Raw genomic sequence first — 24,251 nt, 5'->3', positions numbered from 1 at the left:
TTCTCATAAGCGGGGCCGTCTTCCTCGCCGCCGGACCGGCGCATGTAATCGGTGCCAGCGACATGGAGACAGGCATGGAAACGATTATCGAACAGTTGGCAGGTTTCAGCGCCGGCACGCGCTTCGAGGAGCTGCCCGCCCCGGTGGTTCATGAAGTCAAGCGGCTGGTGCTCGACTCCATCGGCTGCGCCTTCGCGGCGGTGGAGCACCCCAAGGGCCGCATCGGCATCGAATATGGCCGCATGGTCGCGGGCCAGGGCAACGCCGCCATCATCGGCACGCCGCACCGCGCCTCGGTGCTGGGCGCGGCCATCGCCAACGGCGAACTCATCAACGCGCTGGACATGGACGCCGTGGTGCCGCCAGGCCACGTGACGCCCTACGTGCTGCCGGGCGCGCTCGCCATCGGCGAGACCTCCGATGCTTCGGGCCGCGACCTCATCCGCGCGGTGGCGGTGGCGCACGAGATGTCGTGGCGCTTCGGCAAGGCCATGGACTACCTGCGCGACATGAAGGACGGGCAGCTCGACACGCCGAAGGTGTTCGGCTTCAGCAGCACCATCTTCGGCGCCACGGCGGCCATCGGCATGCTGCAGCGCCAGAGCGCCGAGACGCTGGCGGACTCGCTGAGCATCGCCGGCTACATCTCGCCCGTGCAGTCGATGATGGCCTTCTTCCACCACGCGCCCAGCACCACCATCAAGTACACCATGGCCGCCGCCTTGGTGCAGGCGGCCATGATGGCCGCGCACATGGGGCTGCTGCGCCACCGGGGCGACGTGCAGCTGCTGGACGATGCCGAGCACGGCTACGCGCGCTTCATCGGCACCAGGCGCTGGGAACCCGCGCGCATCACCGACGACCTGGGCAAGCGCTGGGGCTTCATCGACGAGCAGATCTACAAGCTCTACCCGCACTGCCGCATCCTGCACGGCCCGCTGGACTGCCTGATCGGCATCGTGGAGCAGCACGACATCCGCCCCGAGGAAATCGACGGCATCGACCTGCTGGTGGAAGGCTTCGTGGAAAAGCCCACCTGGCTGACGCAGGACATCCAGCACGTGCACGACGGCCAGTTCAGCATCGCCCACGGCATGGCCATGGGCGCGCACCGCCTCAAGCCGGGCCGCGACTGGCAGGACCCCAGGCATGTGTTCAGCCCCTCCGTGCTCGCGCTGATGAAGAAGGTTCGGCACCGCGCGCATCCGGACTATGTGAAGGAACTCTCGTCCCACGCATCGGCCCGCCCCTCGCGCGTGGAGGTGAAGGCACGCGGCCAGACCTTCGCGGCCGAGACCCTCTACCCCAAGGGCAGCCCGTCGCCCGACCCCGACAACCTGATCTCCACCACCGAACTGATCGCCAAGTTCCACCACAACGCCGAGGGCGTGGTGCCGCGCCGCACAGCGGACGCGATCGTCAACGCGGTGATGGACCTGGACCGCGAATGCGACGTGTCGATGCTGATGACGTTGACGACGCACACCTCCGCATAATCGTACGGCAGCACGCCGCGGCGGCAGGCCCAGGGCGTGAAGTGAGGCCAGCACGCCCTCCATCTGTGTCAATGCACGGAACGAACGCGCCAACGCATTGACCCGGCGCCATGGCGTTCCCTCCAATGCACGGAACGCAACACAAATCGACAAGGAGCATCACGATGGACATGGAACTGACAGGCAGGCGCGTGCTGGTCACCGGCGCGTCGCAAGGCATCGGCGAGGGGCTGGCGAAGGCCTTCGCCGCCGAGGGCTGCCACCTGGCGCTGGTGGCGCGCTCGGCGGACAAGCTCGAAGCCCTGGCCGCCGGCCTGCGCGCCGCGCACGGCGTGCGCGTGGACGTGCTGGCGCTGGACATGACGCAGGCCGGCGCGGTCGAGGAGATCATGGCCTTCGCGGGCGATGCCGATGTGCTGGTGAACAACGCAGGCGCCATTCCAGGCGGCAACCTGTGGGACGTGGACGCGCAAGCCTGGCGCAAGGGCTGGGAGCTGAAGGTGTTCGGCTACATCGACCTCACGCGCGCCCTGTACCCGCGCATGAAGGCGCGCGGCGGCGGCGTGATCCTGAACAACATCGGCAACGGCGGCCAGAACCCCGACTTCAACTACATCGCGGGCTCCACCGGCAATGCCGCGCTCATGGCCTTCACCTGCGCCCTGGGCGGGCGCAGCCTGGAGGACGGCATCCGCGTGGTGGGCGTGAACCCCGGCCCGGTGGCCACGGAGCGCATCGCCAAGGTGCTCAAAAGCCACGCGGCCCGGCTGCTAGGCGACGAGGCGCGCTCGGGCGAACTGATGGCGGGCTACCCGCTGGGCCGCGCCGCCACGGTGGCGGAGGTGGCGGACCTGTTCGTCTACCTGGCCTCGCCGCGCTCCAGCTACACCAGCGGCACCATCGTCACGGTGGATGGCGGCATCACGTCCAGGCGGTCGGTAGCGTGAGCCTCTACAAGCGTGTTTTCTCGCCGATCCGCATTGGCGGCGTCGAGGTGCCCAACCGCATCGTGCGCACCGCGCATGCGACGCGCCTGGCGCACCGCTACGTCAACGACGACCTGATCGCCTACCACCTGGAGCGGGCGAAGGGGGGCGCGGGGCTGTCCATCATCGAGAGCACCTCGGTCCACCCCTCCTCCACCTTCTCGCTGAGCGCGGCCGACGACGGCGCGATCGCGCCGATGCGGCGGCTGGTGGACGCCATCGCGCCCTCCGGCATGAAGCTGTTCACGCAGCTATGGCACGGCGGCTACACCGACCCCGCGGCCGACGGCGGCCTGCCCTGGGCGGTGACGGCGCTGCCGGGGCGCTATTCGGTGGCGCCGCCGATCCCCATGACCACCGGCCAGATCGGCGAACTGGTCGATGCCTACGGCCAGGCCGCGGCCCGCATGCAGGCGGCGGGCCTGGACGGCGTGGAGGTGCTGGCGGGCGCGGGCTACCTGTTCTCGCAGTTCTTCTCGCCGGTGCTCAACCAGCGCCAGGATGAATACGGCGGCAGCTTCGACAACCGCATCCGCGCGCTGCTGGAGACGCTGCGCGCCATCCGCGCGGCCACCTCGCCCGGGTTCGCGCTGGGCGTGCGCCTGGGCGCCAGCACCGACGAGCGCATCCTGTCCACGGCGGACGTGAACGCCATCGCCCTGCGCGCCCAGGCCGAGGGGCTGATCGACTTCGTGAACATCACGCACGGCGACTACTACTTCCACGTGGAGCGCTACGCGGGCATGGACCGCCCCGTGGGCTACCAGTTGCCGGCCAGCGAGCGCGTGGGCCAGGGGCTCACCGTGCCGCGCATCATCGTGGGCCGCTACGCCACGCTGGACGACGCCGAGCAGGCGCTCAAGGAAGGCCAGGCCGACATGGTCAACATCGTGCGCGGCATGATCGCCGACCCGATGCTGGTCGCGAAGGCGCGCGCGGGCCGCGGCACCGAGGTGCGCCCCTGCATCGGCTGCAACCAGGGCTGCATCGGCGGCGTGTTCACGGGCCGCATGCGCTGCGCGGTGAACCCCGTGGTCGGCGACGAGGCCCGGCTGGCCGAGGACCGGATCGTCCCCGCCCCAAGCCCGCGCAAGGTGCTGGTGGTGGGCGGCGGCGTGGCCGGCATGGAGGCCGCGCGCACGGCCCGGCTCATGGGGCACCGCGTCACGCTGATCGAGGCCACGTCCGGCCTGGGCGGGTTGCTGAACCAGGCCAGGCACCTGCCCAAGCTGCACCTGATCGGCGACATCGCCCTGTGGCTGGAGGGCGAGATCTACCGCCTGGGCGTCGACGTGCGGCTGTCCACCTACGTGGAGGCCGGCGAGGTGCTGGCCGAGAACCCCGACGTGGTCATCGTGGCCACCGGCTCGCAGCCCACCGAGGCGAGCGGCTTTCGCCAGACGGCGGACCCGGCCGCCGGGTTGCGCATCGCGCCGGGCGCGCGCGTGCTGACCTCGCTCGACCTGTGCATGGCGGGCGCAGGCGACTACGGCAAGACCGCCATCGTGTTCGACGACATAGGCCACTACGAGGCCATCGGCTGCTGCGAGGCGCTGATCGCCAGCGGCGCCGAAGTGACCTACGTGACCCGCCATCTGATGTTCGCCCCCGCCGTGGAGGGCACGGGGCGCACGCAGGCGGCGCTGCAGCGCTTTCACAGGTCCGGCAGGTTCCGCGTCCTCACGCAGTCCGCGCTGGTGTCCATCGATCAAGGCAGTGCCGAGGTCCGGCCGCTGTATGGCGACACGCCAGAGAACGTGTCCGCCGACACGGTGGTGCTGGTGGGCTACCGCCAGTCGCAAAACGAGATCTGGCAAGCCTTGCAGGGGCGCGTTCCGCAGCTGCACATCGTGGGCGACGCGCTGTCCGCGCGCGACATCCAGCCCGCGATCCGCGAAGGCCACCTCGCGGCGCGATCCATTGCCTGACCGACCCACGCGGGCTAAAGCCCCAGGTACGCCTTCTTGATGTCAGGGTCGTGCAGGAACACGTCGGATGGCCCGTGCTTGACCACCCTGCCCGACTCCAGCACGTAGGCGTGGTGGCTCACGCGCAGCGCCACCTCGGCGTTCTGCTCCACCAGCAGCACGGTCACGCCCTGGCGGTTCACGTCGCGCACCACGGCGCTGATGACGTTGACGAACGCGGGCGCGAGGCCGATGGTCGGCTCGTCCAGCAGCAGCACGCTGGGCGCGCTCATCAGCGCGCGCGCCACGGCCACCATCTGCTGCTGGCCGCCACTCAGGGAACTGGCGTCGCTGGCCAGCTTGGCCTTCAGGTCGGGGAAATAGCGCAAGCAGGTGTCGAGCAGCTCGGCCTGCCGTGCCGCGTCGCGGATGCGGTAGGCGCCCATCTCCAGGTTCTCGCGCACCGTCATACCGCCGAACAGGCGCCGCCCCTCGGGCACCAGGGCGATGCCGTGATCGAGGATGACGTTGGGCGCGCGGTTGGTGAGCGGCTTGCCGCCCAGCGTGACCTCGCCCGAGCGCACCTTCACCAGGCCCGTGATGGCCTTGATCAGCGTGGACTTGCCCGCGCCGTTGGCGCCGATCAGGCTGACGATGCTGCCGCCCTTGACTTCCATGCTCACGCCGGTGACGGCGGGCACCGCGCCGTAGTGGACGGTGAGGTCGCGCACGGCCAGGGTGTGTTCAGAGGTCATGCGCTTCCCCCAGGTAGGCCTTGAGCACCGCGTCGCTCGTCTTCACTTCGTCGGGCGTTCCGGTGAAGATGATCTCGCCGTGGTGCAGCACGTAGATGCGGTCGCAGATGGCCATCACGGCGCGCATGTTGTGCTCCACGAGCAGCATGGACATGCCGTGCTCCGACTTCAGCCGGCGGTAGACCTTGAGCGTCTCGGCCACCTCGGTCTGGTTCAGGCCGGTGAGCGGCTCGTCGTAGCAGATGAGCTGCGGGCGCGCGGCGAAGGCGATGGCCATGCTCAGCAGGCGCTGCAGCCCGTGCGGCAGGTTCTTCGCCACCGCGTTCGCGTGGTCGGACAGGCCGAACAGCGCGATGGCCTGCGCGATCACCCGCTCCTGCTCGCCGCGCGCCACGCGGCCGTTGCGCGTGCCGCCCAGGGCGCCGATGAGCACGTTGTCGCGCACCGTCATCGTGGGCAGGTAGCTGCCGTGCTGGAAGGTGCGCACCAGGCCCTGCTGGCTGATGCGCTCGGGGCTCGCGCCGGTCATGTCGGCCCCGGCGATCGTCAACGTGCCGGTGGTGGGCGCGAGAAATCCGCTCAAGAGGTTGAACGTGGTGCTCTTGCCCGCGCCGTTGGGGCCGATCAGGCCCACGATCTCGCCGCGCCGGATGTCGATGTCCACGCCCGAGACGGCCAGCAGCCCCTTGAACTGCTTGGACAGGTTGCGGCCCGACAGAAGGGTCTTGCCATCCGCCATGATCAGCGCCCTCCCCGCCCGGCGCGCAGCCGCTCTAGCAGGCCCATCAGCCCCTTGGGCATGAACAGCACCGACAGCACGATGGCCAGGCCATACAGGATGTGCTCGCTGCCGCCCATGCTCTGCGCCCAGCTGGCGATGCCGACCAGCAGCACCGCGCCGATCACGGGGCCGAGCGGGCTGTCCTCCCCGCCCACCTTGAGGTAAGCGAGCGCGAAGGTCGAGAGCATGAAGCCGAAGTCGAGCGGGCTGATGACGTTGTTGGCATACGCGTGCAGCGAGCCTACGAGCCCCGCCACCGCCGAGGCGATGGCGAAGCACGCCACCTTGGCGAGGAACACGCGGTTGCCCACGCTGCGCACCACGTTCTCGTTGTCGCGGATGGCGACGAAGATCTTGCCCAGGTGCGATCGCTCGATGGCCAGCATGCCCAGGATGAGCGCGAAGCACAGCGCGGTGGCGAAGTACTGGTAGTACGGATCGAGCCACGCGGGCGGGAAGATGCCCACCAGGCCCGAGTTGCCGCCCAGCGCCTCGGTGCGCGTGTAGAGGATGCGCATCGCCTCGGTGAACGCGAAGCCGATGAGCAGGAAGTACGGCCCCTTCACCTTGAGCGTGATGCCGCCGAACACGATGCTCACCGCCAGCGCCAGCAGGCTGCTGAGCGCGAGCGTGGCCGCGAACGGCCAGTCCGCCGTGTTGGCGATGGTGCCGGTGCAATAGGCGCCCAGCCCGTAGAACGCGGCGGAGGCGAAGTTCAGCTCGCCGATCAGCAGCACGAAGCGCAGGCTGGCGGCCAGCGCCGCCGCCAGGGCCATCCACACCATCAGGCTGCCCACGTAGCCGCTGCCCAGGGCCACGCAGGCCAGCAGCACGCAGCCGATGGCCGCGATGCCGATCGAATCCTTGTGTTCAGTCATTTCCGAAGAACCCTTTCGGCCGGACCAGCAGCACGACCATGACGATCACGAAGATCGCCAGGTTGGCGAGCGACGGGTCGAAGTAGAACCCCACGAACGACTCCAGCAGCGCGATCAGCACGCTGCCCACGATGGCGCCGACGATGCTGCCCATGCCCCCCACCACCACGGCGATGAAGCCCTTGACGAGGTACGAGTCGCCCAGCGTGGGCGTGACGGCGGCCAGCGGCGCGATCAGCATGCCCGCGATGGCGGCCACCGCCGTCGCCATCAAAAAGCCGTACAGCGCGATCTGCCGGTAGGCCACGCCCTGCAGCATGGCGGCCTCGTGGTCGATGGAGACGGCGCGCAGCGCCTTGCCGAAGCGCGTGCGCTGCAGTAGCACGATGATGGCCGCCGTGAGCAGCACGGCGAACGCCAGCAGCACCAGCCGCTGGCTGGACACGGTGAGGCCCAGCAGCCGCACGTTGCCCTCCAGCAGCGCGGGCACGGGCCGCACCGCGCCGCCGAAGACCTCCAGCATGATCCCCTCGAACAGCAGCACGAGGCCCGCCGAGAGGATGAAGGAGCCGATCATGTCGCGCTCCAGCCGCTTGAAGCCGAACTGGTAGACCACCAGTCCCGCGAAGAGGCAGGCCGCCAGCCCCGCCAGCCCCGCCAGCAGGTAGGCCGCCCAGCCATGCCCCAGGCTGGGCGCCAGCGCGCGGAGGACCAGCGACAGCACCAGCGCGCCGAAGGTGAAGAACTGCCCGTGCGCGAAGTTCACCACCTTCAGCACGCCGAAGATGATGGTCAGGCCAAGCGAGAAAAGGATGTAGACGGCGCTGATCTGCAGCGCCGTGAACAGCAGTTGGACGACGTCCTGCATGGTGTCTGCTTACTTCTGCACCCGGCCCACTTCCTGCAGGCTGGTACCGACCAGCTTGGTGATGATGACCGGCAGGCGCATCTGCTGGTCGCTGCCGTAGACATCCTTGCCGCCGAACCCCGTCTCGCCGTAGAAGGACTTGAACCTCACCGTGGGCATGGCCTTGGCGACCTCGGCCGGATCGATGCTCTGTGCCTTCTCCATCGCGGCCTTGATGGCCCATACGGCGTCGTAGAAACCGATCTGGATGGCGTTGACGCTCTCGCCCGTGGCCTTGCGCACGCCTTCATCCAGGGCCTTCTGCTGCGGCGTCATGCTGTCCACGCTCACGGCGGCGCCCAGGTAGGCGCCTTCCACCGCGTCCTTGCCGGTGGCCAGCAGCCCGTCGGCGCCCGTGCCCACCTCGACCACTTTCACACCATTCCAGCCCAGTGCCTTGAGCTCCTTGAAGATCAGGCCCGCATCGGCCGGCGGGGTGGAGGCCAGGTCCACCACGTCCGGCTTGGCCGCGTGGAGCTTCGCGGCGATGGGCTGGAACTCGCTGGTGCCGCGCTCGTACCAGTCGCTCACCAGCACTTTCACGCCGTTCTTCTCCCACGCGGCCTTGGCGACCTTCTCGGTCTCCTGGCCGGTGGCGTCGTTGGGGTTGAGCAGCACCACGGTCTTCACGCCAGGGTGCAGCTTCTTCACGTGGGTGATGAGCGGCTCGGAGATCTCGTTGGGCGAGTTCATTTGCGAGAAGGTCAGCGGGAACTTGGGCCCCTTCATGCTGTTGCCCCAGGCGGCCGTGAACAGCAGCACATTGCGCCGCTCGGTCAGCGACTGCAGTGCGCGCGCCGGCGCCACGCCGATGCTGCCGGCCACGAACTTCACCTCGTCGCGCGCCACCAGTGCCTGCGCCACCTTGGCGCCCTCGGCGGCGTTGTACTTGTTGTCATAGCCCACGCACTCGAACTGGTGCGCCTGGCCTTTGACCTTGACGCCGCCCTGCGCATTGACCTCCTGCGCGGCCTTGGCGCACATCCACTCCGAGCCCTTGCCCCAGTTGGCGCCCGAGCCGGACAGCGGGATGGACAGGCCGAGCTTGATCGTCTCGGCCGCGCACAGGGGGGCCATGGCCAGCAGCGCGGCGGCGCCGGCGGCCTGGATGAGCGTTGCCGGCAGGCGGAACGTGTTTCGCATGGTGTCTCCTTCGAAGGACGGGGTTGGCACGGATCCCTGCATTGAACGGGGCGTAGCGGCAGCCGGTCAACGCATGCGGGCCTTGTGTTCCGTACACTGGCAGGAAGGCGTCCGCACGATGTGGTTCTCAAAGCAAAAAAGCCTCCAGCGCCTTCCAATCAAGCGCTGGAAACTCTTGAATTAATAGCAATCGCTCAGTTCTTCGCGGCGAAATCCTGCACGCCCGCCTCCAGCGCGCCCGACTGCGTGCGGTAGCGGTGCTGCATCCAGCGCTCGTACTGCAGGCCGTCCCGCAGCGGCAGTTCCAGCGCGCGGCGTGCCATCTGCTTCATGGAGGCCAGCGCCAGCGCGTCGGCCTGGGCGATCTCCTGCGCGAGCTGCAGCGTGGCCGATTCGAGCAGGCCCGAGGGCACGGCCTGCGCGGCCAGGCCCTGGGCCGCCGCCTCGCGCCCCGTCATGCGCCGGCCGGTGACGAGGTGCAGCAGCGCGCGCTGCAGGCCCAGGCGGCGCGGCAGCCGCTGCGAGCCGCCGCCGCTGGGCAGCAGGTCGCGGCGGATGTGCTCGTCGCCGAGCTCGGCCGCGTCGTCGGCGATGATCAGGTCGCAGGCCAGCGCGAGCTCGAAGCCGCCCGCCAGGGCATAGCCGTTGACGCTGGCCAGCACGATCTGCGGCGCGGACTCCAGGCACTCGAAGGTGGCCTGCATCAGGTCCTGGTGGCGCATGTGCGCGGCGCGGTCGGCCAGCACGCCGCCGGCCAGCCATTTCAGGTCGTTGCCCGCGCAGAAGGCGCGCCCGCTGCCCCGGATGACGAGCACCTTTACGGCGTCGCCCGCCGCCGCGCAGTCGCGCGCCGCGTCGTGCAGCGCCTGCAGCGTGGGGCCGTCGAGCGCGTTCATGCGCTCGGGGCGGTTGAGCGTGAGGCGGCGCACCTGCGGCGCGGGCTCGTCGATCAGCAGCGTGTCCATGGCGTCACACCAGCCGCAGGAAGTCGTCCACCCCGGCGCGCTCGGTGCGGTAGCCGTTCACCGGGTGCGCCGTGTCGGCGTAGCCGAAGGAGATGCCGCACACCACCTTGCGCCCCTCGGGCATGCCGAAGTACCGGCGTATGAAGCCCGACTGCATGGCCAGCGCCGCCTGCGGCGTGGTGGCCACGCCGTGGGCCTGGGCCGATAGCAGGAAGGTGCCGACGAAGCCGCCCGCGTCCACGGCGCCGTAGGTGCCCAGCTCCTGCGGCACGGTGACGATGGCCACGTGCGGCGCGCCGAACAGGCGGAAGTTCTCGAACGACTGGGCGTTGCGCCGCTCCTTGTCGCCCCGGGCGATGCCCAGCGCCTCGTAGAGCTGCAGGCCCGAGCGGCGGCGGCGGTCGAGGTACACGCCCCGGTATTCCTCGGGGAACGGGAAGTCGGAATCCAGCGCGGGGTGCTGGCGCGCCTGCTCCATCAGCGCGTCGCGGAACCAGCCGGTGCTCTCGCCCGAGGTGACCACCAGGTCCCAGGGCTGGGTGTTGCACCACGAGGCGGTGCCGCGCGCCACATCCGCGATGCTGCGGATCACGTCCTCGGGCACGGGGTCGCTCAGGTAGGCGCGGCAGGTGGCGCGCCCGAAGATCAGGCGCCGCAGCGTATCGACATCGGCGTTCTGCGCGGTCATGTGTCAGTCCTTTCCCAGCGGCGGCGCGGAGGGAACAGTGGAGAAATGGTGGTCCAGGATACGCCAGCGGTCCGGCTCCAGGCTGAGCACCAGCGTGGCGCGCAGCGTGGAGCGCGTCTGCTCGCCGCCCGCGAGCGTGAAGGCGAAGTGCACCATGCCCTGCGCGAGCACGCAGCCGGGGCCGAGCGTGCGCAGCTCGGTCTCGGCCATCCGCATGCTGCCCGCGAGGATCACGCCGTCGTATGACGCGAAGTAGCCCTGGATGGCCGCGCGTCCCACAGAGTGGCCGGGGCGGCCGCCGAACAGCAGGGCGTCCTCGGCATAGACCGCCGCCAGGGCCTGTGCGTCCCAGGCCGCGCCGGCGCGGTTCCAGTCGGCGACGGCCTGCTCCAGCGCGGCCTGGGCGTCGGGCATGGCGGCCATCATTCGGCCTTGGCTCCGGCCACGCTCATGAGCTTGCGCCACTTCTCCAGCTCGGCCGGGCCGGCTGCCTTGGCGGTGGCGGCGTTCTGGATGTCCACCTCCAGCCCCTGGTTCAGGCACAGGTCCCTGAAGCCCTGCGACTGCGCCTGGCGCACGACGGCCTCGGACAGCTTGTTCACGATGGCCTGCGGCGTGCCGCGCGGCGCGAAGATCCAGATGGGCGAGGCGGCCTCGTAGCCGGGGTGGCCCAGTTCCGCCACGGTGGGTACGTCGGGCAGGCTTTGCGAGCGCTGCGGCGTCGTGACGGCCAGGGGCCGCAGGCGCCCGCCCTTGATGAGCGGCAGTACCGAGGACATGCCGTTGAAGCTCAGGTCGATCTGCCCCGCCGCCGCGTCCAGCGCCACCTGGCCCGGTGCCTTGTAGGGCACGTGGTTGAGCTTGACGCCGGCCATGTGCTCGAACAGCGCCGCCGCCATGTGCGAGGTGGTGCCGTTGCCCGAGGAGCCGTAGGTGATGAAGCCGGGCTTCTGTTTGGCGGCCTCGATCACGTCCTTGAGCGTCTTGTAGGGCGAGTTCGCCGCGACCGAGATCACCAGCGCCGAATTGGCGATGCGCGCGATGGGCTCGAAGTCCTTGATCGCGTCGTAGGGCGTCTTCTGCACGAGCTGGTTGGTGTAGTGCTGCGCGTAGGTGCCCAGCAGCGTGTACCCGTCCGGCGCGGCCTTGGCGACGAAGTCGGTGCCGATCACGCCGCCCGCGCCGGTCTTGTTCTCGATGATCACCGGCGTGTTCAGCTCCTTGCCCAGCCCGGTGGCGATCTGGCGCGCCGTGAGGTCCGAGCCCGAGCCCACGCCCGTGGCCACGACGATGCGGATGGTCTTGCCGTCGGGCCAGTCCGCAGCGAAGGCTGCCGGAGCCAGGGCGGCCAGCGCCAGGGCGCCTGCGAAGGTGCGTCGATGCATCATGGCTGTGTCTCCTTAGATGAAAGTGTTGTGCGATTGGTAGGCCTGGATGCGCTCCTGGGGCAGCCAGCCTTGCAGCGCCGCGAGGGCGTTCTCGGTGGACGGGGGCGCGGGCGGCTCGGGCCGCGCCGCGGGCGTGCGCGAGAAGCGCGGGCCGGGCGCGGGCTGCACCACGCCGGCGACCTCGGTGAGCGTGCCGCGCGCCTTCACGTGCGGGTGCCGGGGCGCCTCGTCGAAGTCCAGCACGGGCGCGACGCAGGCGTCCAGGTGGCCGAGCAGCGCGGTCCACTCATCGCGCGTGCGTTCCTTGAATCTGGCGGCCAGCACCTGCTTGGCCTCGGGCCAGCACGCCTTGTCCATCTGCTGCTGCAGCAACGGGTGGTCCTGCAGCCCCAGCTTCTCCAGCAGCAGGCGGTAGAACTTGCCCTCGATGGGCGCGACGCTCAGGTGCCTGCCATCGGCGCACTCGTACACCTCGTAGAAATGCGCGCCGGTATCGAGCAGGTTGGTGCCGCGCTCCTTGCCCATCATGCCCGCCGCGTGCAGGCCCATGGTCACCGTCATGATGGAGGCCACGCCATCCACCATGGCCGCATCCACCACCTGCCCCTGGCCGGACGTGCGCGCCTCCAGGATGCCCGCGAGCAGCCCGAACGCGAGGTAGAGCGAGCCGCCCGCGTAATCGCCCAGCACGTTGAGCGGCGGCGTGGGCGCCTGCCCCGCGCGGCCCATGGCATGCAGGGCGCCGGTGATCGAGATGTAGTTCAGGTCATGCCCTGCGACCTGCGACAGCGGCCCGTCCTGCCCCCAGCCCGTCACGCGGCCGTAGACCAGGCGTGGATTGGCTTTCAGGCAGGCGTCGGGGCCCAGGCTCAGGCGCTCCATCACGCCGGGGCGAAAGCCTTCGATCAGCGCGTCGGCCTGGCCGACCAGCTCCATCACCAGTTCGACGGCGGCGGGGTCCTTCAGGTCCACGCGGATGGAGCGGCGGTTGCGCAGCCCCAGGTCGAACTGCACCGGGCGCGGCGCGCCCAGGCCCGAGGGCTCCTTGCGGTCGACGCGGATGACGGTGGCGCCCAGGTCGGCCAGGAACATGGCGGCGAGCGGCCCCGGTCCGATGCCCGCGATCTCCACCACCTTGATGCCCGCGAGCGGGCCAGAGCGGGGGGCGGCCATGTCAGATGACCCCTTGCTCACGCAGTTGGCGCAACTGCTCTTCCGAGAGCTTGAGCAGGCCGCGATAGATGTCGTCGTTGGCCGCGCCCAGCGCCTGCGCGGGCTGGTCGAAGCGCACGGGCGATTCGGAGAACTGGATCGGCAGCCCCATGCCCATGGCCTGGGTGCCGCTGGCGGCCAGGCCCGGGTGCTCCAGCGGCACCACGGCGCCGCGCTCCTGCAGGTGGCAGTCGGCCAGCACCTGCTCGGGCGTGCGCACTTCGGCACAGGGCACGCCGCGCTTTTCCTGCAGCTCGCGGATGGCCTCGGCGCTGGTGTGCCGGCCCAGCGAGTCCTGGATGATGGCGTTGATCTCCGCCGAGTTCCTGGTGCGCGGCCCCAGCACGGCGAAGCGCGGGTCCTGCGCGAGTTCGGGCCGCCCGATGGCCTCGGTGAGGTTCTGGAACCAGTCGGGCTGGAAGGCCACCAGGGCCACGTAGCCGTCCCGCGTCTTGTAGACGCCAAACGGTGTGAGCCGCTCCATGAAGTTGCCCGAGCGCCGTGGGTAGCCGGCTTTCAGGTAAATGTCGAAATGCTCCTCGGCCACCAGCGAGGCCAGGCAGTCGAGCATGGAGACCTGCACGCGCTGGCCCTCGCCCGTGCGGCCGCGGTGGATCAGCGCCGAGAGGATGCCGTTGACGGCATACAGCGGCGCGATCATGTCCGCCAGCGGCAGGCCCAGGCGCGTGGGCGGCCCGTCGGCGAAGCCGGTCACGTCCATGATGCCCGAGAGCGCCTGCACGATGATGTCCATGCCCTTGAGGTTGGGGTAGGGGCTGGGCTCGCCGAAGGCCTTGATCGAGGCGTAGATGATCTTCGGGTTGGCCGCTCGCACGCTCTCGTAGTCCACGCCCAGGCGCGCCGTGGCGCCCTCGCTGGCGTTCTCGATGAGCACGTCGCATTCCTGGGCCAGCTGCATGAACAGCGCCTTGCCCTGGGGCGACTTCAGGTCCAGCGTGATGCTCTTCTTGTTGCGCGCGCGGTTGAGGATGGACAGCGACACGTCGTCTGCATGCCGCACGCCGAAGTGGATGCCCTCCTGGTTGACGTAGGGCGGGTTGTTGCGCGCGATGTCGCCGCCGCTGGGCGACTCCACGCGGATCACCTCCGCACCCAGGCCGCCGAGCAGCAGCGAGCCATATGGCCCCGCGAGCGCGACGGTCAGATCGAGGACGCGGATGCCTTCCAGGGGCTTGGTCGCGGACATGCTTGTCTCCTGAGATTCACTACCAATTCAATAGCTGCCAGCGCTTTATGGACGGGCGCCGGAGGCCATTTTTTCATCAATACGACTTGGGCAGGCCGAGCTTGCGCTCGGCGATGTTCGACAGGATGAGCTGGGGCGTGACGGGCGCGATGTAGCCGATCCAGGCCTCGCGCATGAAGCGCTCCACGTGGTATTCCTTCGCGTAGCCGAAGCCGCCGTGCGTGAGGATCGAGGTCTGGCAGGCGTTCATGCACGCCTCCGACGCCAGCAGCTTGGCCGCGTTGGCTTCCGACCCACAGGGCTGGCCCTTGTCGTACAGGCTGGCCGCCGCGAAGATCATGTGGTTGGCCGCCTCCAGCTCCGCCCAACTGCGCGCCAGCGGGTGCTGCACGCCCTGGTTCTTGCCGATGGGGCGGCCGAACACGATGCGCTCCTTGGCGTACTGCGTGGCCAGCTTGAGCACCGCGCGGCCGATGCCCACCTGCTCCACCGCCACCAGCACGCGCTCGGCGTTCATGCCGTGGAAGATGTAGGATAGGCCCTTGCCCTCCTCGCCGATGAGCGAATCCTTGGACACCGGCAGGTTGTCGATGAACATCTCGTTGGTATCGACAGCGGCGCGGCCCAGCTTGTCGATCTCGCGGATGTCCACGTACTTGCGGTCGAGCTTGGTGTAGAACAGGCTCAGGCCCTCGCTGTGCTTCTTCACCTCTTCGATGGGCGTGGTGCGCGCCAGGATCAGCATGTGGTCGGCCACCTGCGCGGTGGAGATGAAGACCTTCTTGCCCGAGATGAGGTAGTCGCCATTGGGCTGCTTTTGGGCCGTCACCTTGAGCTTGGTGGTGTCCAGGCCCGTATCGGGCTCGGTCACCGCGAAGCAGGCCTTGTTCTCGCCCCGGGCGAAGGGCGGCAGCCAGCGCTTCTTCTGCTCCTCGGTGCCGAAGTGCACCACCGGCTGCAGGCCGAAGATGTTCATGTGGATGGTCGATGCCGCTGCCTGGCCGCCGCACTCGGCCACGGTGCGCATGAACAGGGCCGCCTCGGTCACGCCCAGGTTGGCGCCGCCCACGTCCTCGGGCATGCAGATGCCCAGCCAGCCGCCGCTGGCCACGGCTTCGAAGAACTCGTGCGGGAACTCGTGGTTCTTGTCCTTGTTGCGCCAGTATTCGAGCGGAAAGTCGGCGCAGATCTTCTCTGCGGCATCGACGATGGCCTGCTGGTCTTCGCTGAGCTGGTAGTCCATCGCGGCTCTCCTTATGCCTTGTCGGCGGGCTTGAGCATCATCAGGCCCGTGCGCACGGCCGTGCAGACGATCTCGTCGCGCTGGTTCTTGGCCACGTGCTTGAAGGTGACGATGCCGGTGTCGGGGCGGCTCTTGGACTGGCGGGTTTCCAGGATCTCGGTCTCCACGCGGATGGTGTCGCCGTGGAAGGTGGGCTTGGGGAAAGCGATCTCGCCAAAACCCAGGTTGCCCAGCGTGGTGCCCAGCGTGGTCTCGTACACGGTGATGCCAGCCACCAGCGCCAGCAGGAACATGCTGTTGACCAGGCGCTGGCCGTACATCGTCTTGGCGCTGTACTCGGCGTCGATGTGCAGCGGCGCACAGTTGTAGGTCATGGCCGAAAACAGGATGTTGTCGGTCTCGGTCACGGTGCGGCGGATGGCGTGCTCGATCACCATGCCGGGCTTGAATTCTTCGAAGTAAAGGCCTGCCATTTCAGTATCTCCTTGAGGGGTGTGCGGTCAGTTGAAGGATTGGGCGAGCGCGATCACGTCGCGCGCGGTCTTGACGTGGGCGATGTCGATGTGCTCGCCGTCGTACATGACGGAGGCGCGGCCCTGTTTCTGGGCTTCTTCGAGCGCGTCGATCATTCCCTGGTAGAACGCGACCTCCTCGGCCGTCGGCGTGTAGGTGCGGTTGATGGTTTCCACCTGCATCGGGTGCAGGGCCAGCTCGCCCGACATGCCCAGCTGCCGGTCGAACGCCGAGGCCTTGGCCAGCCCCTCCAGGTCCTTGATCTGCTGCCAGATGCCGCCGATGGGCTGCTTGCCCGCGGCGCGCGCGGCCATGACCACGCGGGACTTCATGTACTCCGATTCGCGGCCCTCGGCCGTCCACACGTACTTGAGCGCGCGGCCCACGTCGGCGTTCTTGGCCGTGGCGCCCACGATGCCGACCACGCGCGGGATCTGCGCGATCTCGAAGCACAGCTGCATGGAGCGCGCCGTCTCCAGCAGCGGGATCAGGCCGACCGAGCCCAGCGGCAGGTTGGCGCGCGTCTCGGCCTCGGCAATCATGCAGGAGGCCATGTGCACGTCCTCCGGGCCCCAGGGCTTGGAGATGTAGATGCCCTCCACGCCCGGCTGCACGACGGCGAGGATGTCGTCCAGGTCATAGATGTGCGCCGTGCGGTTCACGCGCACCCAGATGCGCTGGCCCTGGGCGATGAGCTCGGGGATCTTGCGGGCGACCAGCGCGCGCGCGGCCAGCTTCTCGGCGGGCGGCACGCTGTCCTCCAGGTCGAGGATCAGCGCGTCGGCCTTCGCGCCTGCCGCCTTGTCGAGCATCGACTCCTTGTTGCCCGGAACAAAGAGAAAAGAGCGTATGGGTTTCATCTGTGTCGTCATGTCCACCTCGTCCTGTTGGGTTTCGTCTTTCAATCGCCAAACATTTATCTAACAACTGATAGTTAGTTTGAAGGGGAGACCACATTCTTGTCATTAGGGTTAACACCCATCCTTATCCAGACGAACAAAAACAATGGCGCGCCCGCTTCGCCGTGGAAGCGGGCGCGCGATCGACAAGGTACGCGCGGTGCCGAGGAAAACGAATCAGGAAGCCGGCGGGCTCACCCCCGCGAAGAACATGTCGCAGAGCTGGTCGGCGATCTTCTCCAACGCCCCCTTGCGGGGGTTGAACCACGACTGGATGGAATTGATGCTGCCCAGGATGAAGATCCGCGCCAGGTGGATATCGACGTCGCCGCGCAGCCGACCCTCGGTGCGCAGACCCTCCAGCAACCCATTCCAGAGCTTCTGGTGGCGCTCGCGCCGCTTGACCTGCCGCTCGCGCACCGCCTCCGGCAACTGCCCCAGCAGCCTGCCGTGCGCCAGGGCGAAATCGCCGTGCTTGACCAGACCGGTCATTTGCCCCAGCACGGCGGCCCGGAAGCGTTGCTCAGCCGTCGCATCGGGCCCCAGGGCCTCGATGTGCCCGTTCAGTTCCTGAACGATCCGGCCGGCGCCCTGCTCCATCACCTCATCGACCAGTTCCTCCTTCGAGGAGAAGTGGTAGTAGATGCTGGCCGCCTCGATCCCCGCCTGCTCGGCGATGGCGCGCATGGTGGTGGCCGAATAGCCCTGGGTGCCGAACGTGCGGGCGGCAAGCTTGAGAAGATTCTCGCGGGTCTCGTTCGCGTTGGTGGAGCCTGTCTTCTGCTTTCTTGCCATTTTCTTCTGCGCTCAATTACATGGAGTCCGGCAATCCTAACAGGCCATAGGCATCCACTGTGCCGCCCATGCGACCGCTTGGGCTGGATTGGGCAACTGATCGGGCAGCAAGAAAAAAGGCCGCTGGTCAGCGGCCTTTGTAAATCGTTGGTTTGATATTGAGTTCTTTGGAGGCGCGGGCCGGAGTCGAACCGGCCTCAACGGATTTGCAATCCGGTGCATAACCGCTTTGCTACCGCGCCGAATCCTGCTTCTTGACAAAAAGGGGAAGCAGAAGCTTCCCCTTTTTGCTCCGAATCTGGAGCGGGAAATCGGTCTCGAACCGACGACCTCAACCTTGGCAAGGTTGCGCTCTACCAACTGAGCTATTCCCGCGTTTACCGAAGCCTTGCATTGTACAACGTTTGGCATCGATGGAGCAGATTGTAGCGGATTTTTTGGGCCTCACAAAAAATCCGCGCATCTTTTCCTCAATGCTTCACGGAGCCCGTAGCCGCCTCGCGCGCTGCCGCCACGGGGACGGCCGGGGCCACATCCTCCTCGGCCAGCGGCGTCGGTTTACGTTCGAGCGCCTGCTCCAGCACCTTGTCGATCCACTTCACGGGCACGATTTCCAGGCCGCTCTTCACGTTGTCCGGGATCTCCTGCAGGTCCTTGACGTTGGCCTCGGGTATCAGCACCGTCTTGATGCCGCCGCGCAGGGCCGCCAGCAGTTTTTCCTTCAGGCCGCCGATCTCGGTCACCTCGCCGCGCAGCGTGATTTCGCCCGTCATGGCCACGTCGGCGCGCACGGGTATGCCGGTCAGCGCGGAGACGATGGCCGTGGTCATGGCGATGCCCGCGCTCGGGCCGTCCTTGGGCGTGGCGCCATCAGGCACGTGGATGTGCAGGTCGCGCTTCTCGAAGGCGTCGTCACGGATGCCCAGCAGGCGCGCACGGCTGCGCACCACGGTGCGTGCCGCCTCGACGGACTCCTTCATCACGTCCCCGAGCGAACCCGTGCGCGTGATGTTGCCCTTGCCCGGCATGGTGGCCACCTCGATCGTGAGCAGGTCGCCGCCCACCTCGGTCCACGCCAGCCCGACCACCTGGCCCACCTGGTTCTGCTTCTCGGCATGTCCGTAGCTGAACTTGCGCACGCCCAGGTATTCGGACAGGTTGTCCGCCGATACCTCGACCGGCGCCTGCAGCTTCTTGAGCTGCAGGCCCTTGACCACCTTGCGGCAGATCTTGGAGAGCTCGCGCTCCAGCGAGCGCACTCCCGCCTCGCGCGTGTAGTAGCGCACGATGTCGCGCACGGCCGATTCGGTCACGCGCAACTCCTCGTCCTTGACGCCATTGTTGGTCATCTGCTTGGGCAGCAGGTACTTGATGGCGATGTTGGTCTTCTCGTCCTCCGTGTAGCCCGAGAGGCGGATCACCTCCATGCGGTCGAGCAGGGCCGGCGGGATGTTCATCGAGTTCGACGTGGCGACGAACATCACGTCGGACAGGTCGAAGTCCACCTCGACGTAGTGGTCGCCGAACTTGTGGTTCTGCTCGGGGTCGAGCACCTCCAGCAATGCGCTGGACGGATCGCCTCGGAAGTCCGTGCCCAGCTTGTCGATCTCGTCGAGCAGGAACAGCGGGTTGCGCGTGCCGGCCTTGCCCAGGCTTTGCAGCACCTTGCCCGGCATGGCGCCGATGTAGGTGCGGCGGTGGCCGCGGATTTCCGCCTCGTCGCGCATGCCACCCAGCGCCATGCGCACGTACTTGCGCCCCGTGGCCTTGGCGATGGACTGGCCCAGCGAGGTCTTGCCCACGCCCGGAGGGCCCACGAGGCACAGGATGGGCGCCTTTACCTTGTCCACGCGCTGCTGCACCGCGAGGTATTCGAGGATACGGTCCTTGACCTTGTCCAGGCCGTAGTGGTCCTCATTGAGCACGTTCTCCGCAAGCGCCAGATCGTGCTTGATCTTGGTCTTCTTGCTCCAGGGCAGGCTGGTGAGTACGTCGATGTAGTTGCGCACCACCGTGGCCTCCGCCGACATGGGCGACATGAGCTTGAGCTTCTTGAGCTCGCCCTCGGCCTTCTTGCGCGCCTCGACAGGCATCTTGGCGAGCTTGATCTTTTTCTCGATCTCTTCGATGTCCGCGCCGTCCTCGCCCTCGCCGAGCTCCTTCTGGATGGCCTTGACCTGTTCGTTGAGGTAGAAGTCGCGCTGGCTCTTCTCCATCTGGCGCTTCACGCGGCCGCGGATACGCTTGTCTACGTTGAGGATGTCCACCTCGCGGTCGAGCTGCTCGAAGAGGTCTTCCAGCCGCAGCTTGATGTCCGCCAGATCGAGCACGCGCTGCTTGTTCTCCAGCTTGAGCGGCAGGTGGGCGGCGATGGTGTCTGCCAGGCGGCCCGGGTCGTCGATGCTCGCGATCGAGGTCAGGATCTCCGGCGGGATCTTCTTGTTGAGCTTCACGTACTGGTCGAACTGCTGCATCACGGCGCGGCGCAGCGCCTCGATCTCGCTCGACTTGCCGTCCTCGGCCTCTTCCTGCACCGGCGTCACCGTGGCCGTGAAGTGCGTTTCCGCATCGTGCACCATGGTCACCTGGGCGCGCTGCTGGCCCTCGACCAGCACCTTCACCGTGCCGTCGGGGAGCTTGAGCATCTGCAGGATGTTGGAGATGCAGCCCACCTCGAACATGTCCGACACCTGGGGCTCGTCCTTGGCGGCCGCCTTCTGGGCCACCAGCATGATGCTGCGGTCGGCGTCCATGGCCATTTCCAGGGCCTTGATGCTCTTGGGGCGTCCCACGAAAAGGGGGATCACCATGTGGGGGAACACCACCACGTCGCGCAGCGGCAACAGTGGCAGATCAAGGGGGGTAGCGGGCAGGGGCGTATGTCCGGACATGGGGAATCCTCAGTTGTGTCCATGGAAGTGGGGCCATGGACAACGTTTTCAATCCAGCGGCTCTGCCGCTCAGGCGCGGGGTGCCGACAGGCGCGAGGCTGCCTGGCCGCCGCGGTGGAAGCGACGGCCCGGCCGGCCTCAGGCCTTCTTGGCTGCCTCGCGATAGAGCAGCAGCGGCGCCTTGCTTTCCTCGATGGTGGCCTCGTCCACCACGACCTTCTCCACGTTGGACACATTGGGCAGATCGAACATGGTGCCGATCAGGGCCTGCTCCAGGATGGAGCGCAGCCCGCGGGCACCGGTCTTGCGGGCAATGGCCTTGCGCGCGATGGCCTTGAGCGCCGCAGGGCGTATCTCTAGATCCACGCCCTCCATGGCGAGCAGCTTGCTGTACTGCTTGACCAGCGCATTCTTGGGTTCGGTGAGGATCTGCACCAGGGCGTCCTCGCCGAGTTCGGCCAGCGCCGTCACCACGGGCATCCGGCCCACCAGCTCGGGGATCAGGCCGAACTTGATGAGGTCCTCGGGCTCGATGTCCTGGAACACCTCGGTGAGCGAGCGCTGTTTCTTGCTCTTGACCGCCGCGCCGAAGCCTATGCCCGACGCCTCGGTACGGTTTTCGATCACCTTCTCCAGGCCCGCGAACGCGCCGCCGCAGATGAACAGGATGTTAGTCGTATCGATCTGCAGGAAGTCCTGGTTCGGGTGCTTGCGCCCGCCCTGGGGCGGCACGCTGGCCATGGTGCCCTCGATGAGCTTGAGCAGCGCCTGCTGCACGCCCTCGCCCGACACGTCGCGCGTGATGCTGGGGTTGTCGGACTTGCGGCTGATCTTGTCGATCTCGTCGATGTAGACGATGCCGCGCTGGGCGCGCTCCACGTCGTAGTTGCAGCTTTGCAGCAGCTTCTGGACGATGTTCTCCACGTCCTCGCCCACGTAGCCGGCCTCGGTCAGCGTGGTGGCGTCGGCCATCACGAAGGGCACGTCCAGCTGGCGCGCCAGCGTCTGCGCCAGCAGCGTCTTGCCCGAACCCGTGGGGCCGATGAGCAGTATGTTGCTCTTGGACAGCTCCACGTCGTCCTTGCCGGCCTTGTCCTTGTGGCGCAGGCGCTTGTAGTGGTTGTACACGGCCACGGCCAGCGTACGCTTGGCCTTTTCCTGGCCGATCACGTAGCTGTCGAGGTTGGCCTTGATCTCGGCCGGCGTGGGCAGATCGCCGCGACCCTCGCGAGCGGCTTCACCCGTAGGCTGTTCGTCGCGGATGATCTCGTTGCACAGGTCAATGCACTCGTCGCAAATAAAGACTGACGGGCCGGCGATCAGCTTCTTTACCTCGTGCTGGCTTTTGCCGCAGAAAGAGCAGTAAAGGGTTTTTTCGCTGGAGGAGCCTTTTTTATCGGCCATGGAAGCAGTGCCTTATGACAGGGGATGTTGTCAAGATGATAACGAAATAAAAACGGCGTTTCCCCTGCGGGAAACGCCGGGCCCGGGCAAGCCTGACGGTCAGGGACGCTTGGAGATCACCTGGTCCACCAGCCCATAGTCCCTGGCCTCGTCGGCGGTCATGAAATAGTCGCGCTCGGTATCGGCCTTCACCTTTTCGATCGACTGGCCGGTGCGCTCGGCCAGGATGCGGTTCATCTGGTCCTTGGTGCGCAGGATGTCGCGGGCATGGATCTCGATGTCGGTCGCCTGGCCACGCGCGCCGCCGAGCACCTGGTGGATCATGATCTTGGAGTTGGGCAGCGAGAAGCGCTTGCCCTTGGCGCCGGCGGCCAGCAGGAAGGCGCCCATGCTGGCGGCAAAGCCACAGCACAGCGTGGACACGTCGGGCTTGATGAACTGCATGGTGTCGTAGATGGCCATGCCGGCCGTCACGCTGCCGCCAGGGGAGTTGATGTAGAACGAAATGTCCTTGTCCGGGTTCTCGCTCTCCAGGAACAGCAGTTGCGCCACCACCAGGTTGGCGGTCTGGTCATTGACCTCCCCCACCAGGAAGATCACGCGCTCCTTGAGCAGACGCGAATAGATGTCGTAGGACCGCTCCCCGCGGCCCGATTGCTCGATGACCATGGGGATCATGCCCAGGGCCTGCGTTTCCAGTGCGCTCATGTGTATTTCTCCAGTCAGGGGCGGTACTGTACCCAGAAAATGAATTGGGGCTTGTGCAGCAAAGCACAAGCCCCCGCAAGGCTCGCCCGGGGCGCGCCGCTGCGGGGCGCGCCGCCAGGGTGTATCAGGCCTGGCCCATCAGCTCGTCGAAGGACACGGCCTTCTCGTTGACCTTGGCCTTGCCCAGGACGAAGTCGGTCACGTTGTTCTCGATGACCACGGCCTCGACCTCTGCCAGGCGCTGGCGGTCGCTGAAGTACCAGCGCACCACGTCCTCGGGCTTCTCGTAGCTGGCAGCCAGCTCGTCGATGTGGGCCTTGAGCTGCTCGGGCTTGGCCTGCAGGTCGTTGGCGCGCACCAGCTCGGCGATCACCAGGCCCAGGCGCACGCGGCGCTCTGCCTGGGGACGGAACACGTCCTCGGGGATCTCGGCCTTGTCGGCATCCTTGACGCCGCGCTGCTTGAGTTCGGCGCGCGCGCCTTCGAGCAAGCGGGCGATCTCGGCCTGCACGCTGGCGTTGGGCAGGTCCAGCTCGGCCTTGGCCACCAGGGCGTCCATCACAGCCTGCTTGTTGCGGGCCTGCAGGCGGAACTTGACCTCGCGCTCCAGGTTCTTCTTGATGTCGGCGCGCAGGCCCTCGACCGTGCCGTCGGCGATGCCCAGCGACTTGGCGAGCTGCTCATTCACCTCGGGCAGGTGGGAGGCCTCGATCTTCTTGACGGTGACCAGGAAGTCGGCCGTCTTGCCGGCCACGTCCTTGCCGTGGTAGTCCTCGGGGAAAGCCAGCGGGAAGGTCTTGCTCTCGCCCGTCTTCATGCCGCGCACGGCGTCCTCGAATTCCTTGAGCATCTGGCCTTCGCCGACCAGGAACTGGAAGTCCTCGGCCTTGCCGCCCTGGAAGGGCTCGCCGTCGATCTTGCCTTCGAAGTCCACGGTCACGCGGTCGCCGTCCTCGGCGGCAGCGCCCTGGGCGCGCTGGGCGAAGGTGCGGCGCTGCTTGCGCAGGATGTCCAGGGTCTTGTCGATGGCGGCCTCGGTCACCTCGGCCGAGAGCTTGTCCACCTCGGCGGTGGCCAGGTCGCCGATCTTCACCTCGGGGAACACCTCGAACACGGCGTCGAAGGTCACCTGGCCCTCGGGAGCGCCGTCTTTCTCGGTGATGCGCGGCTGGCCCGCCACGCGCAGCTGCGCCTCGTTGGCGGCCTGGGCAAAGGCCTCGCCGACCTTGTCGTTGAGCACCTCGTACTGCACCGAGTAGCCGTAGCGCTGGGCCACCACGCTCATGGGAACCTTGCCGGGACGGAAGCCGTCCATCTTGACGGTGCGCGCCAGGCGCTTCAAGCGTGCGTCCACTTCGCTCTGGATGGTGGTCACAGGCAGGCTCAGCGTGATCTTGCGCTCGAGCTTTTCAAGGGTTTCAACAGTTACGGCCATGGTTGTTCCTAGTGTCGGTATGTGTGCCGGGCTGCGCCTCGGTCTTCGCT

22 protein-coding genes and 2 tRNA genes are annotated in these 24,251 nt (G+C 67.5%); 3 read left to right on the top strand and 21 right to left on the bottom strand.

All coding sequences use genetic code 11. From position 1 onward, the window contains the following. Window positions 1-74 precede the first annotated feature (74 nt). The 3 genes from ALIDE2_RS07425 (at window position 75) to ALIDE2_RS07415 (ending at window position 4,410) form a co-directional block, all read left to right on the top strand. Window positions 75-1,496, top strand: a complete 1,422-nt coding sequence (locus ALIDE2_RS07425; RefSeq protein ID WP_013721703.1) for an MmgE/PrpD family protein — start codon at window positions 75-77, stop codon at window positions 1,494-1,496. Window positions 1,497-1,660: 164 nt separating this feature from the next. Beyond that, window positions 1,661-2,443: an SDR family oxidoreductase gene (locus tag ALIDE2_RS07420; RefSeq protein WP_013721702.1), complete on the top strand. Its 783-nt coding sequence runs from the start codon at window positions 1,661-1,663 to the stop codon at window positions 2,441-2,443. Next, window positions 2,440-4,410 carry an oxidoreductase gene (locus ALIDE2_RS07415; protein ID WP_013721701.1) on the top strand — a complete coding sequence of 657 codons (1,971 nt, stop codon included), beginning with the start codon at window positions 2,440-2,442 and terminating at the stop codon, window positions 4,408-4,410. Before ALIDE2_RS07420 ends, ALIDE2_RS07415 begins: the two co-directional genes overlap by 4 nt. A gap of 14 nt (window positions 4,411-4,424) precedes the next feature. On the opposite strand, the gene ALIDE2_RS07410 is transcribed toward ALIDE2_RS07415, so the two are convergent. The 21 genes from ALIDE2_RS07410 to tig form a co-directional block, all read right to left on the bottom strand. Further along, the gene (locus ALIDE2_RS07410) at window positions 4,425-5,144 is read right to left on the bottom strand and encodes an ABC transporter ATP-binding protein (RefSeq protein ID WP_013721700.1); all 720 of its coding nucleotides are present in this window, start codon (window positions 5,142-5,144) and stop codon (window positions 4,425-4,427) included. Then, window positions 5,134-5,883 (bottom strand): ABC transporter ATP-binding protein, encoded by a 750-nt coding sequence (locus tag ALIDE2_RS07405; protein WP_013519781.1) that lies wholly within the window; start codon window positions 5,881-5,883, stop codon window positions 5,134-5,136. Before ALIDE2_RS07405 ends, ALIDE2_RS07410 begins: the two co-directional genes overlap by 11 nt. Window positions 5,884-5,885: 2 nt before the next feature. Further along, the gene (locus ALIDE2_RS07400) at window positions 5,886-6,803 is read right to left on the bottom strand and encodes a branched-chain amino acid ABC transporter permease (RefSeq protein ID WP_013519782.1); all 918 of its coding nucleotides are present in this window, start codon (window positions 6,801-6,803) and stop codon (window positions 5,886-5,888) included. Then, the gene (locus ALIDE2_RS07395) at window positions 6,796-7,671 is read right to left on the bottom strand and encodes a branched-chain amino acid ABC transporter permease (RefSeq protein WP_013721699.1); all 876 of its coding nucleotides are present in this window, start codon (window positions 7,669-7,671) and stop codon (window positions 6,796-6,798) included. The genes ALIDE2_RS07400 and ALIDE2_RS07395 overlap by 8 nt, the downstream gene beginning before the upstream one ends. A gap of 9 nt (window positions 7,672-7,680) precedes the next feature. After that, entirely contained in the window at window positions 7,681-8,853 is a 1,173-nt protein-coding gene (locus ALIDE2_RS07390; protein WP_013721698.1) for an ABC transporter substrate-binding protein, read from the bottom strand. A 194-nt stretch (window positions 8,854-9,047) separates the two neighbouring features. After that, window positions 9,048-9,818 (bottom strand): enoyl-CoA hydratase/isomerase family protein, encoded by a 771-nt coding sequence (locus ALIDE2_RS07385; protein ID WP_013519785.1) that lies wholly within the window; start codon window positions 9,816-9,818, stop codon window positions 9,048-9,050. 4 nt (window positions 9,819-9,822) lie between these two features. Next, window positions 9,823-10,506 (bottom strand): nitroreductase, encoded by a 684-nt coding sequence (locus tag ALIDE2_RS07380; protein WP_013721697.1) that lies wholly within the window; start codon window positions 10,504-10,506, stop codon window positions 9,823-9,825. A 3-nt stretch (window positions 10,507-10,509) separates the two neighbouring features. Continuing rightward, the gene (locus ALIDE2_RS07375) at window positions 10,510-10,920 is read right to left on the bottom strand and encodes a YybH family protein (protein WP_238530119.1); all 411 of its coding nucleotides are present in this window, start codon (window positions 10,918-10,920) and stop codon (window positions 10,510-10,512) included. A gap of 8 nt (window positions 10,921-10,928) precedes the next feature. Beyond that, complete coding sequence (locus ALIDE2_RS07370; protein WP_013519788.1) at window positions 10,929-11,894, bottom strand: Bug family tripartite tricarboxylate transporter substrate binding protein; 966 nt, start codon at window positions 11,892-11,894, stop codon at window positions 10,929-10,931. Between the two features lie 12 nt (window positions 11,895-11,906). Continuing rightward, the gene (locus tag ALIDE2_RS07365) at window positions 11,907-13,067 is read right to left on the bottom strand and encodes a CaiB/BaiF CoA transferase family protein (protein WP_013721696.1); all 1,161 of its coding nucleotides are present in this window, start codon (window positions 13,065-13,067) and stop codon (window positions 11,907-11,909) included. Between the two features lies 1 nt (window position 13,068). Then, window positions 13,069-14,313 carry a CaiB/BaiF CoA transferase family protein gene (locus ALIDE2_RS07360; RefSeq protein WP_013721695.1) on the bottom strand — a complete coding sequence of 415 codons (1,245 nt, stop codon included), beginning with the start codon at window positions 14,311-14,313 and terminating at the stop codon, window positions 13,069-13,071. Between the two features lie 76 nt (window positions 14,314-14,389). Next, window positions 14,390-15,556: an acyl-CoA dehydrogenase family protein gene (locus ALIDE2_RS07355; RefSeq protein WP_013519791.1), complete on the bottom strand. Its 1,167-nt coding sequence runs from the start codon at window positions 15,554-15,556 to the stop codon at window positions 14,390-14,392. Window positions 15,557-15,567: 11 nt separating this feature from the next. Next, window positions 15,568-16,029, bottom strand: coding sequence for a MaoC family dehydratase (locus ALIDE2_RS07350; protein WP_013519792.1), 462 nt, complete (start codon window positions 16,027-16,029; stop codon window positions 15,568-15,570). A gap of 27 nt (window positions 16,030-16,056) precedes the next feature. Continuing rightward, window positions 16,057-16,941 carry an HpcH/HpaI aldolase/citrate lyase family protein gene (locus ALIDE2_RS07345; RefSeq protein WP_013721694.1) on the bottom strand — a complete coding sequence of 295 codons (885 nt, stop codon included), beginning with the start codon at window positions 16,939-16,941 and terminating at the stop codon, window positions 16,057-16,059. A gap of 204 nt (window positions 16,942-17,145) precedes the next feature. Continuing rightward, the gene (locus ALIDE2_RS07340) at window positions 17,146-17,763 is read right to left on the bottom strand and encodes a TetR/AcrR family transcriptional regulator (RefSeq protein WP_013721693.1); all 618 of its coding nucleotides are present in this window, start codon (window positions 17,761-17,763) and stop codon (window positions 17,146-17,148) included. A gap of 168 nt (window positions 17,764-17,931) precedes the next feature. After that, a tRNA-Cys gene (locus ALIDE2_RS07335) sits at window positions 17,932-18,005 on the bottom strand. A 57-nt stretch (window positions 18,006-18,062) separates the two neighbouring features. Beyond that, window positions 18,063-18,138 (bottom strand) — tRNA-Gly (locus ALIDE2_RS07330). A 95-nt stretch (window positions 18,139-18,233) separates the two neighbouring features. Next, on the bottom strand, window positions 18,234-20,654 hold the full coding sequence (lon, locus tag ALIDE2_RS07325) for an endopeptidase La (protein ID WP_013721692.1): 2,421 nt from the start codon (window positions 20,652-20,654) through the stop codon (window positions 18,234-18,236). 138 nt (window positions 20,655-20,792) lie between these two features. Beyond that, the gene (gene clpX / locus ALIDE2_RS07320) at window positions 20,793-22,058 is read right to left on the bottom strand and encodes an ATP-dependent Clp protease ATP-binding subunit ClpX (RefSeq protein ID WP_013519796.1); all 1,266 of its coding nucleotides are present in this window, start codon (window positions 22,056-22,058) and stop codon (window positions 20,793-20,795) included. A gap of 99 nt (window positions 22,059-22,157) precedes the next feature. Beyond that, the gene (clpP, locus tag ALIDE2_RS07315) at window positions 22,158-22,766 is read right to left on the bottom strand and encodes an ATP-dependent Clp endopeptidase proteolytic subunit ClpP (RefSeq protein ID WP_013519797.1); all 609 of its coding nucleotides are present in this window, start codon (window positions 22,764-22,766) and stop codon (window positions 22,158-22,160) included. Between the two features lie 124 nt (window positions 22,767-22,890). After that, window positions 22,891-24,201 carry a trigger factor gene (gene tig, locus ALIDE2_RS07310; RefSeq protein ID WP_013721691.1) on the bottom strand — a complete coding sequence of 437 codons (1,311 nt, stop codon included), beginning with the start codon at window positions 24,199-24,201 and terminating at the stop codon, window positions 22,891-22,893. Window positions 24,202-24,251: the final 50 nt, after the last annotated feature.

The organism is Alicycliphilus denitrificans K601 (genome assembly GCF_000204645.1).
Classification (GTDB): domain Bacteria; phylum Pseudomonadota; class Gammaproteobacteria; order Burkholderiales; family Burkholderiaceae_C; genus Alicycliphilus; species Alicycliphilus denitrificans.
Note: the sequence above shows the minus strand (reverse complement) of the source record. Positions and strands in the feature narration are given on the sequence as shown.

Excerpts from the sequence above, each read along its gene's own strand:
- ALIDE2_RS07425 (WP_013721703.1), top strand. The coding sequence starts at position 75 with ATGGAAACGATTATCGAACAGTTGGCAGGTTTCAGCGCCGGCACGCGC.
- ALIDE2_RS07420 (WP_013721702.1), top strand. The coding sequence starts at position 1,661 with ATGGACATGGAACTGACAGGCAGGCGCGTGCTGGTCACCGGCGCGTCG.
- ALIDE2_RS07410 (WP_013721700.1), bottom strand. The coding sequence starts at position 5,144 with ATGACCTCTGAACACACCCTGGCCGTGCGCGACCTCACCGTCCACTAC.
- ALIDE2_RS07405 (WP_013519781.1), bottom strand. The coding sequence starts at position 5,883 with ATGGCGGATGGCAAGACCCTTCTGTCGGGCCGCAACCTGTCCAAGCAG.
- ALIDE2_RS07400 (WP_013519782.1), bottom strand. The coding sequence starts at position 6,803 with ATGACTGAACACAAGGATTCGATCGGCATCGCGGCCATCGGCTGCGTG.
- ALIDE2_RS07395 (WP_013721699.1), bottom strand. The coding sequence starts at position 7,671 with ATGCAGGACGTCGTCCAACTGCTGTTCACGGCGCTGCAGATCAGCGCC.
- ALIDE2_RS07390 (WP_013721698.1), bottom strand. The coding sequence starts at position 8,853 with ATGCGAAACACGTTCCGCCTGCCGGCAACGCTCATCCAGGCCGCCGGC.
- ALIDE2_RS07385 (WP_013519785.1), bottom strand. The coding sequence starts at position 9,818 with ATGGACACGCTGCTGATCGACGAGCCCGCGCCGCAGGTGCGCCGCCTC.
- ALIDE2_RS07380 (WP_013721697.1), bottom strand. The coding sequence starts at position 10,506 with ATGACCGCGCAGAACGCCGATGTCGATACGCTGCGGCGCCTGATCTTC.
- ALIDE2_RS07375 (WP_238530119.1), bottom strand. The coding sequence starts at position 10,920 with ATGCCCGACGCCCAGGCCGCGCTGGAGCAGGCCGTCGCCGACTGGAAC.
- ALIDE2_RS07370 (WP_013519788.1), bottom strand. The coding sequence starts at position 11,894 with ATGATGCATCGACGCACCTTCGCAGGCGCCCTGGCGCTGGCCGCCCTG.
- ALIDE2_RS07365 (WP_013721696.1), bottom strand. The coding sequence starts at position 13,067 with ATGGCCGCCCCCCGCTCTGGCCCGCTCGCGGGCATCAAGGTGGTGGAG.
- ALIDE2_RS07360 (WP_013721695.1), bottom strand. The coding sequence starts at position 14,313 with ATGTCCGCGACCAAGCCCCTGGAAGGCATCCGCGTCCTCGATCTGACC.
- ALIDE2_RS07355 (WP_013519791.1), bottom strand. The coding sequence starts at position 15,556 with ATGGACTACCAGCTCAGCGAAGACCAGCAGGCCATCGTCGATGCCGCA.
- ALIDE2_RS07350 (WP_013519792.1), bottom strand. The coding sequence starts at position 16,029 with ATGGCAGGCCTTTACTTCGAAGAATTCAAGCCCGGCATGGTGATCGAG.
- ALIDE2_RS07345 (WP_013721694.1), bottom strand. The coding sequence starts at position 16,941 with ATGACGACACAGATGAAACCCATACGCTCTTTTCTCTTTGTTCCGGGC.
- ALIDE2_RS07340 (WP_013721693.1), bottom strand. The coding sequence starts at position 17,763 with ATGGCAAGAAAGCAGAAGACAGGCTCCACCAACGCGAACGAGACCCGC.
- lon (WP_013721692.1), bottom strand. The coding sequence starts at position 20,654 with ATGTCCGGACATACGCCCCTGCCCGCTACCCCCCTTGATCTGCCACTG.
- clpX (WP_013519796.1), bottom strand. The coding sequence starts at position 22,058 with ATGGCCGATAAAAAAGGCTCCTCCAGCGAAAAAACCCTTTACTGCTCT.
- clpP (WP_013519797.1), bottom strand. The coding sequence starts at position 22,766 with ATGAGCGCACTGGAAACGCAGGCCCTGGGCATGATCCCCATGGTCATC.
- tig (WP_013721691.1), bottom strand. The coding sequence starts at position 24,201 with ATGGCCGTAACTGTTGAAACCCTTGAAAAGCTCGAGCGCAAGATCACG.